At 29.6% G+C, this 14,851-nt stretch carries 15 protein-coding genes; 8 read left to right on the forward strand and 7 right to left on the reverse strand.

Annotated features, from left to right (window positions below):
- Positions 1 to 197 precede the first annotated feature (197 nt).
- Positions 198 to 1,010, reverse strand: coding sequence for a purine-nucleoside phosphorylase (locus ACLR9T_RS09645; protein ID WP_413109331.1), 813 nt, complete (start codon positions 1,008 to 1,010; stop codon positions 198 to 200).
- A gap of 100 nt (positions 1,011 to 1,110) precedes the next feature.
- Between ACLR9T_RS09645 and ACLR9T_RS09650 the strand changes: the two genes are divergently transcribed.
- A complete protein-coding gene (locus tag ACLR9T_RS09650) occupies positions 1,111 to 2,343 on the forward strand; it encodes an HD domain-containing protein (RefSeq protein ID WP_413109332.1) in 1,233 nt (410 codons plus the stop codon).
- 9 nt (positions 2,344 to 2,352) lie between these two features.
- Here ACLR9T_RS09650 and ACLR9T_RS09655 read toward each other — a convergent pair whose 3' ends face one another.
- A complete protein-coding gene (locus ACLR9T_RS09655) occupies positions 2,353 to 4,230 on the reverse strand; it encodes a transglycosylase domain-containing protein (protein ID WP_413109333.1) in 1,878 nt (625 codons plus the stop codon).
- A 55-nt stretch (positions 4,231 to 4,285) separates the two neighbouring features.
- On the opposite strand from ACLR9T_RS09655, the gene ACLR9T_RS09660 reads away from it, so the two are divergent.
- From ACLR9T_RS09660 to ACLR9T_RS09685, 6 genes are all read left to right on the forward strand, one after another.
- Positions 4,286 to 4,666, forward strand: a complete 381-nt coding sequence (locus ACLR9T_RS09660; RefSeq protein WP_413109334.1) for a DUF1934 domain-containing protein — start codon at positions 4,286 to 4,288, stop codon at positions 4,664 to 4,666.
- Between the two features lies 1 nt (position 4,667).
- Positions 4,668 to 6,188, forward strand: coding sequence for a cardiolipin synthase (gene cls / locus ACLR9T_RS09665; RefSeq protein ID WP_413109335.1), 1,521 nt, complete (start codon positions 4,668 to 4,670; stop codon positions 6,186 to 6,188).
- Positions 6,189 to 6,334: 146 nt separating this feature from the next.
- Entirely contained in the window at positions 6,335 to 7,996 is a 1,662-nt protein-coding gene (gene argS / locus ACLR9T_RS09670) for an arginine--tRNA ligase (RefSeq protein ID WP_413109336.1), read from the forward strand.
- 13 nt (positions 7,997 to 8,009) lie between these two features.
- A complete protein-coding gene (rpoE, locus tag ACLR9T_RS09675) occupies positions 8,010 to 8,357 on the forward strand; it encodes a DNA-directed RNA polymerase subunit delta (protein WP_413109337.1) in 348 nt (115 codons plus the stop codon).
- Between the two features lie 39 nt (positions 8,358 to 8,396).
- On the forward strand, positions 8,397 to 8,834 hold the full coding sequence (locus ACLR9T_RS09680) for a GNAT family N-acetyltransferase (RefSeq protein WP_413109338.1): 438 nt from the start codon (positions 8,397 to 8,399) through the stop codon (positions 8,832 to 8,834).
- A 69-nt stretch (positions 8,835 to 8,903) separates the two neighbouring features.
- Positions 8,904 to 9,029 (forward strand): hypothetical protein, encoded by a 126-nt coding sequence (locus ACLR9T_RS09685; RefSeq protein ID WP_413109339.1) that lies wholly within the window; start codon positions 8,904 to 8,906, stop codon positions 9,027 to 9,029.
- A 20-nt stretch (positions 9,030 to 9,049) separates the two neighbouring features.
- On the opposite strand, the gene ACLR9T_RS09690 is transcribed toward ACLR9T_RS09685, so the two are convergent.
- Positions 9,050 to 9,622: an ATP-dependent Clp protease proteolytic subunit gene (locus tag ACLR9T_RS09690; protein ID WP_413109340.1), complete on the reverse strand. Its 573-nt coding sequence runs from the start codon at positions 9,620 to 9,622 to the stop codon at positions 9,050 to 9,052.
- 244 nt (positions 9,623 to 9,866) lie between these two features.
- Here ACLR9T_RS09690 and gap point away from each other — a divergent pair, with 244 nt between their 5' ends.
- A complete protein-coding gene (gap, locus tag ACLR9T_RS09695; RefSeq protein ID WP_413109341.1) occupies positions 9,867 to 10,883 on the forward strand; it encodes a type I glyceraldehyde-3-phosphate dehydrogenase in 1,017 nt (338 codons plus the stop codon).
- Between the two features lie 83 nt (positions 10,884 to 10,966).
- On the opposite strand, the gene ACLR9T_RS09700 is transcribed toward gap, so the two are convergent.
- The 4 genes from ACLR9T_RS09700 to ACLR9T_RS09715 all read right to left on the reverse strand — a co-directional run bounded on the left by ACLR9T_RS09700 (position 10,967) and on the right by ACLR9T_RS09715 (position 14,764).
- Positions 10,967 to 11,659, reverse strand: coding sequence for an LrgB family protein (locus ACLR9T_RS09700; protein WP_413109342.1), 693 nt, complete (start codon positions 11,657 to 11,659; stop codon positions 10,967 to 10,969).
- Entirely contained in the window at positions 11,652 to 12,014 is a 363-nt protein-coding gene (locus ACLR9T_RS09705; RefSeq protein ID WP_413109343.1) for a CidA/LrgA family protein, read from the reverse strand. The genes ACLR9T_RS09700 and ACLR9T_RS09705 overlap by 8 nt, the downstream gene beginning before the upstream one ends.
- Before the next feature lie 89 nt (positions 12,015 to 12,103).
- On the reverse strand, positions 12,104 to 13,420 hold the full coding sequence (locus ACLR9T_RS09710; RefSeq protein WP_413109344.1) for a coiled-coil domain-containing protein: 1,317 nt from the start codon (positions 13,418 to 13,420) through the stop codon (positions 12,104 to 12,106).
- Between the two features lie 141 nt (positions 13,421 to 13,561).
- Positions 13,562 to 14,764, reverse strand: coding sequence for an NlpC/P60 family protein (locus ACLR9T_RS09715; RefSeq protein WP_413109345.1), 1,203 nt, complete (start codon positions 14,762 to 14,764; stop codon positions 13,562 to 13,564).
- Positions 14,765 to 14,851 lie beyond the last annotated feature (87 nt).

The raw sequence follows: 14,851 nt of genomic DNA on the forward strand, positions 1-14,851 counted from the left end.
CAGCATGCCCTTACAGGGCGAGTGCATACCACGTCTTTTAGGCGTGGTTATGATTAAATTGCAAAATTAAAAGGAATCTATATTGTGGATAAAATAGAAGAAGATTTAGCTGTTCTTAGCGTATTTTTTTGATGAAATAAATTAGTATTAAATATATAAAAAGAAACTAAAAAAATAAACATCCAATCGGATGCTTATTACCATTTATTTATAATTCCTTTAATAAGAGTAATTAATTTTTTTTCAGCTTGATGAGCATTTTCAACTACCTCTTGATGATCTAATTTTTGGTGTGATAAACCAGCTGCTTTATTAGTAATCAGTGAAATTCCTAAGGTACGTATATCACAGTGATGTGCAACTATAGCTTCAGGAACGGTAGACATACCAACAGTGTCGGCCCCTAGTGATTTATAGGCTAAAATTTCAGCGGGAGTTTCATACATAGGGCCCTTAAAAAAGGCATATACACCATCTTTTAAATTAATATTATTTTGTTTAGCTACGTTATGTGCTAGTTCTTTCAATTTATGATCATAAACTTCACTCATATCTTTGAATCGAGGACCAAATTCATCAAGATTAGGACCTCTTAAGGGACTAGGTGCAAATAAGCTAATATGATCATTAATAACCATAATATCACCAGGATTTAGATCATCGCGAATACCTCCACAAGCATTTGTGAGAATTAGATTATTTATACCTAATTTTTTAAATACTCTAATTGGTAAAGTAACAATATCCATATTATTACCTTCATAGTAATGAAATCGACCTTTCATAGCAATTACTGTTTTATTCTCTAAACTACCTATAATTAGTTTACCTGCATGCCCTTCTAATGTGGTTATAGGGAAGTGTGGAATATCACGATAATCTAATTCAATTTGATTTTTTATTTCATTAGCTAAGGATCCTAAACCAGATCCAAGAATAATAGCGATATCAATTTTTCCATGATATTGGGATTTAATATAGTCAGTTGCTTCGTTGATTTTAATATACATTTATTATTCCTCCTAAAGACATTATAGCATAAACTCTTAATATATATTATAATTAAAATACAAAAGAAAATACTATCTACTACTTTACGGGGGTGAAAAAATGAATCCACAAGCATATAAGTTACAGTATACAAAATTAAACGACAGTAAAGTTTTTAGAGATGCTGTACATAACTATATTCATGTTGATCAACCAGTTTTATTAGAATTAATTAATTCAAAAGAGATGCAGCGTTTAAGAAGAATTAAGCAGTTAGGTGGGACACACCAAGTTTATCAAAGTGCAGAACATTCAAGGTTTTGTCATTCATTAGGTGTTTATTTTATTGTACGAAAAATGATTTTTAATAGTGATGTAGGTGAATATATTAATGATTATGATAAACTTACAGTGATGTGTGCAGCTTTGTTGCATGATATTGGTCATGGGCCATTTTCACATTGTTTTGAAGGGGCGTTTGGTTTGAATCATGAGAAATTTACGATTAAAATTATTGAGGGTGATAGTGAGGTAAATCATATTTTAGAGAGTTTTGAACCAGGATTTTCTAAAAAGGTAAGTAGTATTATTGAAAAAAAGCATCCTAACAAAATACTGATTCAAATGATCTCAAGTCAATTAGATGCTGATAGAATGGATTATTTATTAAGGGATTCATATTTTACGGGTACAACTTATGGTCATTTTGATTTATATCGAATCTTAAGAGTAATGAAAGTAGTAAACAATAAGATAGTATATAAAGATTCAGGAGTTCAAGCAATTGAAAATTATATCCTAGCTAGATATCATATGTATTGGCAGGTATATTATCATCCTACATCAAGAAGTTATGAACAGTTATTAATTAGTATTTTTAGGAGAATGAAAGACCTTTATATTATGGAATATGATTTTGGGGATATTCGTTATTTATTACCCTTTTTAGAAGATAATGTAGATGAGGTCGCATATACAAAGTTAGATGAGAGTATCGTTTTGTATTATTTTAGGGTGTTAAGTGAGGGGAAAGATAGGATCTTAGCTGATTTATGTAATCGTTTTTTAAATCGGAAATTGTTTTTGTACCAAGATTTAAAAAGTGATGAAGAAAAGTTAAGAATAATGGATTTATATCGTCAAAAAGGGTTTGATCCTCATTATTATGTAGTTAGTGATGATCAAAGTCAGATTCCTTATTTATATTATAATAATGGAAATGAGATTGGAGAAATAGAAATACTGGTGAATCGAGAGTTAAAAGTTTTACCAGAAGTATCAGAGATTGTTGGGGCAATAACTAATTCTACTAAAAATAAAATTGATCATAAAATATTTTATCCGGAATTTTAAAATTCCGGATTATTCTTTCTTAAACCAATAAACTATCCCATTTTCATCAAAATCTCCTGTAAGAGGATTAATAGCTATTGCTTGAAGGTTTTTAGTAGGCTGATACCAGGTAACGTCTTTATTTTCGTTGGTATAATTTAAAACATCAATGACAGTTTTTTTAGCAACTGTTTTATCATTTGTGCTCTCCATTTTTCGATTATCATCATAACCTACCCAACTAGCAACCAAAACATTAGGATTGTAAGCAACAGCAAGGTTATCAAAATCTGTACTTCCTGTTTTACAAGCATTAATATTATCTAATTGATATGCAGCCATTGTTGCTTGTAGGTATGTACTATATGTACTATCAAAAGTTGCAGTTAAAAGTTGTGAAAGTGCTAAACATGTATCTTGATTTAACATTTGTTTATCTTTGGCTTTTTGTTGATATAAAATATCGCCATCATTATTAGTGATTTTTTCAATTGTATAGAGATGATTATATATTCCTTCGCTAGCTATAGTATTATACATATTGGCTAAATTATAAATATTAGTATTAACTGTACCTAAAGCTAATGAAGCATTTGATTTAACGTTTTTGATGTCGAATTTTTTAATTAATGAAGCAAGATTATCTGTACCTAAAAATAAATGGGTTTTAACCGCAAAAATATTATCAGATACAGCTATTGCTTGTGCTAAGGTAATATCTTTATAAGCATATTTATCGTTATAATTACTAGGACTGTAAGTGCTGTTATCTTCAAGTTTAAATGTTGTTGGTTCATCTAAAAAAGTGGTGGATGGAGTAAAACCATTTTCTAATGCAAGATAATATAGCAGAGGTTTAACAGTACTACCAATTTGTCGATTTGATTTAGTAGCACGATTAAATTGTGAAACAGTATAATCCTTACCACCGATTAAAGCCAGTACTTTACTAGTATAAGGTTCTACAACAATACTAGATGTTTCAACTTCACTACCTTTTGTATAATCTTTAGCACTTTTTTCAAGTACTTTTTGATAGTCTTGATTAAAAGTAGTATAGACATTTAATCCTTGATTTAAGTAAGTATTATTATAATATCCTAATTCTTCTAACTCATCTATAACTGCATCTTTATAAAAATTATTAGCAAGATTATCATTAATTTTATGTTCGGTTGCTAGGTTTAGCTCGCTTTTTAAGACTTGTTGTTTTTGCTGTTTATTAATTTTGTTACAATCAATTAGAGCATCTAAGACAATAGATTGTCTTTTACGAGCAGCTTTCTGATCGTTAAGAGGAGAAAAATAAGTAGGTCCATTAACAACTCCTGCTAACATACTACTTTCATTCAAATCTAGCTCTTTAGCACTTTTACCATAAAAATATTGGGCTGCGTTTTCAATACCATATATGCCATGACCAAAATACACATTATTGATATAACCTTCTAATATATCATCTTTACTAAGATGAGTTTCTAATTGCATTGTTAAAAAAGCCTCTTTAAATTTTCTAGACCATGATTTTTCATTAGTTAAATACAATAATCGTGCATATTGCTGTGTAATCGTACTGGCCCCTTGTGATTTTTTTTGATTAGTTAGGTTTACTTTTACAGCCCTCATAATTCCCACTGGGTCAAATCCTCGATGTTTATAAAAACGTTGATCTTCAATAGCAACAATGCTATCTGTAAAATATTTACTAACATTGTCTAATGATACATAATGACCTGTATAATCATTGATTGACTGATAGTATATTTCTTGATTATCATCATATAGTTTTAAATATCGATTTTTATTTAAATCAGGTGCTCCCATAGAATAAGCAATAATATATAATGATAAAAGTATACCAGCAAAACTAGCTAAAATAGTTACAAATATTTTTATTAATTTTTTCATTATCTCACCAAAAGTATTCTTGACGGATTTGTGTTATAATATGCACGGTGATATAATGAAAAAAGTAATTAAAGTTAAATATCGTAATATCTTTAAATATGAAGATTATCAAGAAACTATTAAATTCGATCAAAAAGGATATTTAGAAGAAAGTGAAGATTGTAAAATAATTAGTTTTATGGGTGATCAATTAGTTACAATAGAATTAAAAACAAGTGAGATTGTTTTACATAATGGAAACAGTATTTTACGTTTAGTTTCAGGAAGAGATATTTTAAATCAATATCAAACCGATTATGGTGTAATTTCGTTAAAGACACGACTTATAAATTATGAAATTGGTAATACTGTTAAGATAAAGTATGAATTATATGATGGGCTTAATTTAATTAGTCAAGTATATATGATGCTTTCTTATGTAATATTGGAGAACTGAGATGAAATTATTAAAGTTTTTATCTAATCGAATAATTGTATCGATTATTTTAATTGTTATTCAAATGATTTGGATTGCATTATTTATGCACTTTCTTTTCATTGATTCAAGTACTTTACGTTGGTTATTTATTACTTTAAGTATGCTTGTAACTTTATATATAATAAATAATGATGATGATGATCCTGGTTATAAGATTATTTGGCTAATTCCAATATTATCTTTTCCAGTTTTTGGTGGTTTATTATATGTTGTTTTTGGCAATAAAAAACCAACTAAGGGATTACAGACTGCTTTTAATAAGCAAAATGAAGCAATTAGACCATATATATATCCTAATAATGTAATAGATAAAATATCTGATCCAATTATAAAAGGACAGGTTAATTATTTGGTAAATGAAAAATTTCCTATCTACAATAATAGTAAAATTAAGTATTATTCATTAGGTGATGATGCTTATCCAAATCTACTAGTCGAATTGGCAAAAGCAAAGCACTTTATTTTTATGGAATACTTTATTGTTGAAGAAGGTAAAATGTTTAATGCTGTTTTAAATATTTTGAAACAAAAAGTAAAAGAGGGGGTAGAAGTACGTTTTATGTATGATGACGTAGGTTCGCTAACAATGCTTCCTTTTAAATATTATCGAAAATTAGAAAGTTATGGAATTAAATGCATTGCATTTAATCATTTTGTTCCATTTCTTTCGGCGGTAATGAATACACGTGATCATCGAAAAATAACAGTTATTGATGGGAATATTGGTTTTAGTGGAGGGTTTAATTTAGCAGATGAGTATATTAATGTAAAAGTTAAATATGGTCATTGGAAAGATACTGGTGTAATGATACAAGGTGAAGCAGTATGGAATCTTACACTAATGTTTTTGACCACATGGAATGCTTCTTTAAATACATATGAAGATTATGATAAATATCATCCACGGCATTATCCTGTACATAGCTTTGAATCAACAGGTTTTATTTTACCTTATGGAGATTCACCTCTTGATAATAAACCTGTTGGTAAAAATGTTTATTTAAATATGATAAATCAGGCTCAAAAATACATATATATTGATACACCATATTTAATTATCAATGATGAATTAAAAAATGCACTTTGTTTAGCGGTGCAGCGTGGAGTAGACGTAAGAATTGTAACACCAGGTGTACCTGATAAAAAAATTGTTTTTAAAGTAACACGTTCTTATTATGAACCTTTAGTAAAAGGAGGAGTAAAAATTTATGAGTATACTCCTGGTTTTATTCATGCGAAAAATTTTGTCTGTGATGATAAGGTGGCAACTGTTGGAACGATAAATATGGATTATCGCAGCTTATACTTACATTTTGAATGTGGGGTTTATATTTATGATGCCCCAATAATTAGTGATATTAAAGAAGATTTTTTAAAAACAATTGCTTTAAGTAAAGAGATAACAGAAGAAGCTGTAAAAAGAGGAAAATTTAGAGGCTGGCTGGAAGCAATACTTAGGTTATTTGCACCATTACTATAATCAAAGAAATTTGATGATGAAGAAACTTAAATTGTCGTTTTTTGAAGTACGAACTATTTAGATAAATTACTTTAAAAACATTGACTTAATAAGGGTTTAATGGTAATTTAATAAAGATATGTGGTAAAAACGTAAGGAGGACAATAATGGCAATTAATAAGATAGAAACAACTTTAAAAAGTGCGTTAAAAGAAGCAATTATAGCATGTGGGTTTGTTGAGGAATATGATCAAGATAGTATTACGATTGAAATTCCTAAGGATAAGTCACATGGTGATTATTCAACTAATTTAGCAATGCAGTTGACAAAGTTATTAAAAAGAAATCCTCGTGAAATAGCTAATATTATAGTAGAATCATTGAATAAAGAGACTGCCAATATTGAAAAAATAGAAATTGCGGGACCAGGATTTATAAATTTATTTCTAGCTAAAGATGCAATGACTTCAATTATTAAAGAAGTTTTAGAAGAAAAAGAAAATTATGGTAAAACAAACTATGGTAATGGTACTAAATATAATGTTGAATTTGTATCTGCAAATCCAACTGGAGATTTACATTTAGGTCATGCAAAAGGTGCCGCAGTAGGTGATAGTATTTGTAGGATCATGGATGCTGCAGGCTATGATGTAACAAGAGAATATTATATAAATGATGCTGGGAATCAAATTCATAATTTAGCATTATCGCTATATGCACGTTATAAACAGGCTTTTGCTCAAGAGGCAATAATGCCTGAAGATGGATATCATGGTAAAGATATTATTGATATAGCAAATAAGATTAAAGAAGTAGATGGTGATAAGTATTTAAATTTGCCAGAAAATGAAGCAATTGCTTTTTTTAGAGCTAAAGGTACAGAATATGAATTACAAAAGATAAAAGATATTTTAAGTGAATTTAGAGTTTCATTTGATGTATGGTTTTCTGAAACTTCTCTATATGAGGAAAATAAAGTTGTTCCAACAATTGAGAAACTTAAACAAGCTGGTTATACTTATGAAGAAGAAGGAGCTTTGTGGTTTAAGTCGACTGAATTTGGTGATGATAAAGATCGAGTTTTAATTAAGGGAGATGGTTCATATACTTATTTGACACCAGATATTGCTTATCATTTAAATAAGTTAGATCGAGGATATGAATATCTAGTTGATTTATTAGGTGCAGATCATCATGGTTATATCAATCGAATGAAAGCTGCGATTCAAGCACTAGGGTACAATGCTGATCAATTAAACATCGATATTATTCAAATGGTTAGGATGATGAATAATGGTGAACCGGTAAAAATGTCAAAGAGAACTGGAAATGCAGTAACGATTAAAGATTTAATTGAAGAAATTGGGATTGATGCAACACGCTACTTTTTTGTTTCTAAAGCAGCTAATACACCGTTTGATTTTGATATTGGATTAGCAAAATCGAAATCAAATGAAAATCCAGTTTATTATGCTCAGTATGCTCATGCAAGAATGTGCTCAATCAAAGCACAGGCAGCTAAAGCAAATGTAAAATATAGTCAAAACTATGATTTATTGATTAATAATAAAGAGATTGAATTGGTTAAACATATTAATGAATTTAGAGCTGTAATAGTTGATGGAGCAGTTAATCGGGCACCACATAAAATTGCCAACTATGTTCAAAGGTTGGCGCAGTTATTTCATAGTTTTTATAATGAATGTTATGTTATTGATGAAAATAATTTAGAATTAAGTGGGCAAAGATTAGCATTAGTAGAAGCTACTAGAATTACTATGTCTAATGCTTTAGGTCTAATTGGAGTAAGTGCTCCAGAAAAAATGTAGGAGGAATACTAAAATGGATAGTATGAATAAATATTATAATATGTCTATGGTTGATGTGGCATATGAATTAATGTCTAAAAAGAAGTCAGCTGTTAATTTTTATAAATTATGGGAAGAAGTTTGTCAAATGAAAAAATTTGATGATATTCAAAAAGATGATAAAGAATCATTATTTTACACTAATATTACATTAGATGGACGTTTTATTACTGTTGGCGAAAATAATTGGGATTTGAGAAGTCGTCATAAGTTTAGTGATGTTCATATTGATATGAATGATATCTATGCTGATGATGAAGAAGAGGTTTCTGAGGAATTAGAAGAAGATGTTGATTCAACTATTGAGGATGATTATAATTAAGCAAGACTGTTTGTATTGTTTTTTATGAGTATAAATAATATGTTGAAAAAAATAGAAAAAGATGATTATGATAAGGTTGCAATCTTATTAATAAGAGCGTTTAAAAATCCCCCATGGAACGAAGAATGGAATTATGATCGAGCTTATCAGCGAATTAAGCAATTAGACGATGGTAACTATACAAGTTGTTATGCTTATTTATTAGAAAATAAGATTGTTGGTGTTGTTTGTGGCAAAATAGTCACATATGTTAAAGATATTGATTTCATGATAGAAGATTTTTATATTGATCCTGATTATCAAAGGATGGGTATTGGTAAAAAAATGATGGAATTAGTGGAAAAAGAAATGCCAGAAATTGATAATTTTACTTTAATAACTGGAAAAGATTTTTATAGTGTTGAATTTTATAAAAAGAATGGGTTTGTAGTTAAAGATGAGACAGTGTTTATGTATAAAAAATTAGATAAAAAATAATTTATTTTATCAAATCCGGAATATATTATATATGTATACATACTGTTTGTTGAAGAAGGGGTATGAGAGATGTTAAATCGATTTAAGGGAGTAAAGTTAAAATGGTATCATATTATTGTTTTCTGGTTACCAGGAGGAATATTTTTGTTATCATGTTTGTTAGCTTATCAATATAAAAATGTGAAGATAATATAAAAGACATCCTAGGATGTCTTTTATATTATCTCATCGATAAGACCATAGTCTAATGCTTCCTCTGGTTCTAAAAAATGATCACGATCAGTATCAATAACTATTTTATTTAGTGGCTGGTTTGTGTTTTGACTTAAAATTTTATTAAGTTTATTTTTTTGCTTTAATATACGATTAGCAGTAATTTCAATATCACTTGCCTGCCCTTCAAAAGCTCCTAAGGGTTGATGAATCATTATTTCGCTATTTGGTAAACTACAACGTTTTCCTTTAGCACCAGCACTCAATAAAAAGGCGGCCATACTTGCTGCCATTCCAATTACAATGGTTGAAACATCACATTTAATAAAGTTCATTGTATCATAAATTGCCATACCAGCATTGATACTGCCACCAGGTGAATTTATATACATAAAAATATCTGCGTTGTTATCAACTGATTCTAAGTATAACAGTTGACCAACAATACTGCTTGCCATTTTATCATCAATGGTACCTGTTAATAAAATTATCCGATCTTCTAAAAGACGTGAATAGATGTCATATGCGTATTCACGTTGGTTTGTTTTTTCAATTACTGTAGGAACTAAATGCATTATCTTACCTCCATATTTAAGTATAGTGATTTAATTAATAATTATTCATTTTCTCTTTCATTTAGTTAAATTGAGTTTATGATAAGATGCAAAAAAAGTAATATAAAAGCCGTGTATGTAGATATAAGGAAATTTAGTTTTATTTTTTTAATATTTTTCAATGAAACCCATTACATTAGTTGCTTTTCTTGGCTTTCTGGAATATAATATGTTCATAAAGAACATTCAAGGAGGAATAAAAAGAATGGCAGTAAAAGTAGCAATTAATGGATTTGGACGCATTGGACGTCTTGCATTCAGACAAATGTTTGGTGCTGAAGGATATGAAGTTGTAGCAATCAACGATTTAACTGATCCAAAAATGTTAGCGCATTTATTAAAATATGATTCAGCACAAGGTAGATATGCATTAGCTGATAAAGTTACAGCTGGTGAAGATTCAATCACTGTTGATGGAAAAGAAATTAAAATTTATAGTGAAGCAGATGCTTCTAAATTACCTTGGGGAGAAATCGGTGTAGATGTAGTATTAGAATGTACTGGTTTCTATGTATCTAAGGCTAAATCTCAAGCACATATTGATGCTGGAGCTAAAAAAGTTGTTATTTCTGCTCCTGCAGGAAATGACTTACCAACAGTTGTATTTGGTGTAAATGAAAACATCTTAACTGCTGATGATACAATCATCTCTGCAGCATCTTGTACAACTAACTGTTTAGCACCAATGGCTAACGCTTTAAATAACTTAGCTAAAATTAAATCTGGTATCATGTTAACAGTACATGCTTACACAGGTGACCAAATGGTATTAGACGGACCTCATAGAAAAGGTGATTTAAGAAGAGCTCGTGCAGCTGCAGTAAATATCGTACCTAACTCAACTGGTGCAGCAAAAGCTATCGGATTAGTTATCCCTGAATTAAACGGAAAATTAATTGGTTCTGCTCAACGTGTACCTGTTCCTACTGGATCAACTACAATCTTAACTTCAGTTGTTGAAGGTGAAGTTACAGTTGAAGAAGTAAATGCAGCTATGAAAGCAGCAGCTACTCCATCATTTGGATATACTGAAGAACAATTAGTTTCTTCTGATATTATTGGAATTAACTATGGTTCATTATTTGATGCAACTCAAACTATGGTTAAACCAATGGACAACGGAACTACTGAAGTTCAAACAGTTGCTTGGTATGATAATGAAAATTCATATACTTCTAACATGGTTAGAACAATCAAATATTTCGCTGAATTATCTAAATAATTAATTGAAACTTATGCAAAGGTTAGTCAATGACTAACCTTTTTCGTTATAAAAAAAGATATTTATATAAATATCTTTATTAGTTATATTAGTGTAGCTATTATAGGAGCAAAAATTACAGTTAATATCCCAGCAATAACAATTGATAAACTGCTCATTGCACCTTCAATTTCTCCAAATTCAAGAGCTTTAGCCGTTCCAATAGCATGAGCACTATTACCAAGCGCTAAACCAATTGCAACAGGGTGGTTAATTTTAAATATTTTACAAATGCTTTTGGCTATAATAGCTCCTAAGATACCTGTAACAATTACCACGCCTACAGTAATAGTAGAGTTACCGCCAATTTTATCAGAAACTCCAATTGCAATAGCAGTTGTAATAGATTTAGGTAGTAGTGAGTAATAAATAACTGGATCAGCTTTCATCAATAAACACATAATAAATATTGAAGTTAAACCAGCTATACAGCCGCTTAGAAGACTGATAATAATTGCATTAAGATGTTGAAGCAGTATTCTTACTTGCTTATATAGAGGTACAGCTAGACATACAGTTGCTGGAGTTAATAACATAGTAATAAATTGAGCACCTTTATTATATGTATCAAAGTCAATATCAAACACAACTAAAATAATAATACAAATAATTGCACTAATTAAAAGCGGATTAAAAATGGGGTAAGGTAATTTCTTTCTAATTTGCATAGCAATCCAATATGATAAAAAGCTGATAACAAGCCCAAAATATATTGTTTCTATAAGTATCTTATCCATTTTTATTTTGCTCCTTTCTTTCAATTATTGATTGAGCAACTTTTCCTGTAACTATCATTACAACAATAGTACTAACTAAAGTAACAATACTAATAACTAAAATATCTTTCATTAAAGCTTCACTTACATTGATTAAACTAACAGCTGAAGGAACAAATAACACTGGCATAACTAAAATTAACCAGTCTGCTACTTCTTCGATTTGATGTAACTTTATAATACCAGTGAATAAACAGATTAACATAATTCCTAATCCATAAACACTAGCAGGGATTGGTAATGGTATTATTAGACTAAGTAATTCTCCAATAAAAGAAACTGTTAGAATAATTAAAAATTGATGTATATATTTCATAATAACCCCCGTTCTTTGAATGATTATAGCATTATGTTAGCAACATTTGAATATATATGAATAAAAAAACACTGATTATTTAATCAGTGTTAGCTTACGCGTCTTATTGTAGAAATTCTTGAATAATAATAAGAACCAGGTTCTAAAGATGATATTTTTACACATGCATTTGGATCGTCACCATGAGTAGAACTATCTCCACCACCAGCATGAATCATAGATCTAGATCCATCTGAGTTGACAATTACAATTCCAATATGGTATGCAGGATTACCAAAACACACAAGATCGCCAGTTTTAGAATTAGAAAAACTTACACTTGACCACATTTTAGAGTATCCTGAAGCAGTGTTTCTTCCTCCGCCAACGCTAGCTTGTTTTAAACTCCAATATACAAAACCAGAACAGTCAAAGTAGGTAGGACCTTGTGCCCCCCACCAATAACGGGCTCCTAATTTAGTATAAGCAGCAGCATAAATTCTTTCACCTAAATCTCCATTATTTGGAATATTTCCACCAGTGTTATTGTTATCACTGTCATTATTCCCGCTATTTCCGCCATTATTATTTGATGAACCCCCACTATTACTTGAGTTGTTTCCATTATCTGGTTTTGGTGGGGGAGGAGGTGGAGTAGGAGTTTCATAAGCATTTTTATTGAATTCTTCAATAGCAGCACTTAGACTTTCTGTCATATCACCATAGTCATAAATCGCATTTTGAGTAGAAGCGATATTTTTATTTTGTTCCTCTAATAGGGCGGTATATTTACTTTGTAATGCTTTTTGTTCATCTTGTTGATTTAATAGTATAGCTTTTGTGTCTTCAAGTGTTTTTTGTTGTTCTTGCACTTGTTTTCTTTGATTATTTAATTCTTCAATCAATTCTTTATCATTTTTAGTTAGTTCATTAAACCCCTCAATACGAGCAAACATATCAGAAAAGTTTGATGCACCAAAGATATAATTAATAATTGTATTTTCATTTGTATAAGACTGCATCGAATACATACGATCTTTTAATATTTGAGTATTCTTTTCTATATTTGCTTGAAGGTTAGATATAGTAGTAGTTAAATAATTAATCTCTGCTTCACGATCACTAATTTGTTTATTTAAAGACTCTAATTGTTTTTGAACATTTTCAAGTGTTGCCTTTGTATCATTTGCAGCTTCTTTTTGATTTGCTAATTGCGCAGTTAAATCTTTATTTTTCTTTTTAAGATATTTATTAAATTGTTCGCATGTTGATTTATTACTGTTAGAAATATTTGAAGATGAACATAAATTCATATATTTATTTTCGTTACCTTCAAAATCAACAGCACTTACTGGTAATATACTAGAATATGTAGTTGTAAATATAGATAGTACTAATATTGTCGATATAGTTTTCTTTACTTTCATTTAATCACCTCAATACACAGTCATTATCCTATAAAAATCGACATAAGTAAATAGTCTTTATAAGTTTTCTGACATAAAAGGGAAAACATGTAAAAATATGTTAAAAATTTGTCAAAATAAAAAGATAGGCAGTTGCCTATCTTAATATAATCTCCTAACATCATACCAGTTAGCTTGATAATAACCACTACTTAATGATGCTATTTTGACTACATCACCAGTTTGTGGGGCATGCACCATATTACCTCCACCAATATAAATACCAACATGGTGTATTCCGCTAGCACTTCCGTTTTTACTAAAAAGGATAATGTCACCAGCCTGCATACTGCTCCGTGATACAGAAACACCTTTGTTTGCTAATGTTTTAGTACTATTACTACCAATATTAACACCTGCTTGATAGAAAGCCCAGCTAACTAAACCAGAACAATCAAAAGTAGATTGATTTGGATTAGCGATTTCTGACATACTATGACATGCTCCATATACATAAACACTGCCACGTTTGCTTAATGCTTTATTAGCGATAGCATTTCCAATTTCAGAATTACCAGAAACTACATTACCACTAGGAACTTCAGATTCTTTTACAGCTGTAGCAAAGGCAGCTAAATTATCATCAATTTTTTCACTAGTATTTTTAGCTTGTAGCGCAGCTTTTTCTTGAGCAATAGCTTCAGCGTTTTGTTTTATATACAAAGCTTGGAATTGTTCTTGTAATGATTTTTTAGAAGCTCTTTGAGCCTCAATGTTAGCTTTTGCAGTAACTACAGTAGCTTTTTGAGATTCCACTTGTTTCTTTTCATCTGCTAATTGAGAAATCAATTCTTTATCATAAGAAGTCAACTCATTGACACTTTCAATTCGAGAAAACATATCAGAAAAATCTGATGCCCCAAATATAAATTCAACATATGAATTATTATTCATGTAAGATTGCATTGAATACATTCGATCTTTAAGTTCTTCTTCTTTTTTTGAAATACTAGCTTCTAAATTAGTAATAGAAGTTTGTAAATAGTTGATTTCAGCTTCTTTTTGAGCTATATCATCGTTTAAAGAAGTAATTTCATTGGTAATGTTATCAAGATTAGCTTTAGTATCAGAAGCTTGAGCTTTACTTTCATTAACCTGGTTCTTTAGTGCTTTGTTTTTTCTTTTTAAATAACTATTAAACTCTTTACAAGTATTTAAATTACTATTAGATAAGTTAGATGAAGAACAAATCTTCATGTATTTATCTTCTTGACCTTCAAAATCTGTAGCCTTAATAGGTGCCGGGGAGACAGCTAATGTTAATACTGTACAAACACCTAAGGCATAAATGAATAATTTTTTCATTTAATTTACCTCCAATTTTTAATATATAATATTAATTTTTATATTCGATTTTAATAGTATGCTTAAAAAACTCATACCATTGTGATT

The sequence above is a fragment of the Thomasclavelia sp. genome, from assembly GCF_047249845.1.
Taxonomy (GTDB): Bacteria; Bacillota_I; Bacilli_A; order Erysipelotrichales; family Coprobacillaceae; genus Thomasclavelia.

What these genes read in the sequence shown, in the direction of transcription:
- ACLR9T_RS09645 (WP_413109331.1), bottom strand. Translation starts at nt 1,010, where the DNA reads ATGTATATTAAAATCAACGAAGCAACTGACTATATTAAATCCCAATAT.
- ACLR9T_RS09650 (WP_413109332.1), top strand. Translation starts at nt 1,111, where the DNA reads ATGAATCCACAAGCATATAAGTTACAGTATACAAAATTAAACGACAGT.
- ACLR9T_RS09655 (WP_413109333.1), bottom strand. Translation starts at nt 4,230, where the DNA reads ATGAAAAAATTAATAAAAATATTTGTAACTATTTTAGCTAGTTTTGCT.
- ACLR9T_RS09660 (WP_413109334.1), top strand. Translation starts at nt 4,286, where the DNA reads ATGAAAAAAGTAATTAAAGTTAAATATCGTAATATCTTTAAATATGAA.
- cls (WP_413109335.1), top strand. Translation starts at nt 4,668, where the DNA reads ATGAAATTATTAAAGTTTTTATCTAATCGAATAATTGTATCGATTATT.
- argS (WP_413109336.1), top strand. Translation starts at nt 6,335, where the DNA reads ATGGCAATTAATAAGATAGAAACAACTTTAAAAAGTGCGTTAAAAGAA.
- rpoE (WP_413109337.1), top strand. Translation starts at nt 8,010, where the DNA reads ATGGATAGTATGAATAAATATTATAATATGTCTATGGTTGATGTGGCA.
- ACLR9T_RS09680 (WP_413109338.1), top strand. Translation starts at nt 8,397, where the DNA reads ATGTTGAAAAAAATAGAAAAAGATGATTATGATAAGGTTGCAATCTTA.
- ACLR9T_RS09685 (WP_413109339.1), top strand. Translation starts at nt 8,904, where the DNA reads ATGTTAAATCGATTTAAGGGAGTAAAGTTAAAATGGTATCATATTATT.
- ACLR9T_RS09690 (WP_413109340.1), bottom strand. Translation starts at nt 9,622, where the DNA reads ATGCATTTAGTTCCTACAGTAATTGAAAAAACAAACCAACGTGAATAC.
- gap (WP_413109341.1), top strand. Translation starts at nt 9,867, where the DNA reads ATGGCAGTAAAAGTAGCAATTAATGGATTTGGACGCATTGGACGTCTT.
- ACLR9T_RS09700 (WP_413109342.1), bottom strand. Translation starts at nt 11,659, where the DNA reads ATGGATAAGATACTTATAGAAACAATATATTTTGGGCTTGTTATCAGC.
- ACLR9T_RS09705 (WP_413109343.1), bottom strand. Translation starts at nt 12,014, where the DNA reads ATGAAATATATACATCAATTTTTAATTATTCTAACAGTTTCTTTTATT.
- ACLR9T_RS09710 (WP_413109344.1), bottom strand. Translation starts at nt 13,420, where the DNA reads ATGAAAGTAAAGAAAACTATATCGACAATATTAGTACTATCTATATTT.
- ACLR9T_RS09715 (WP_413109345.1), bottom strand. Translation starts at nt 14,764, where the DNA reads ATGAAAAAATTATTCATTTATGCCTTAGGTGTTTGTACAGTATTAACA.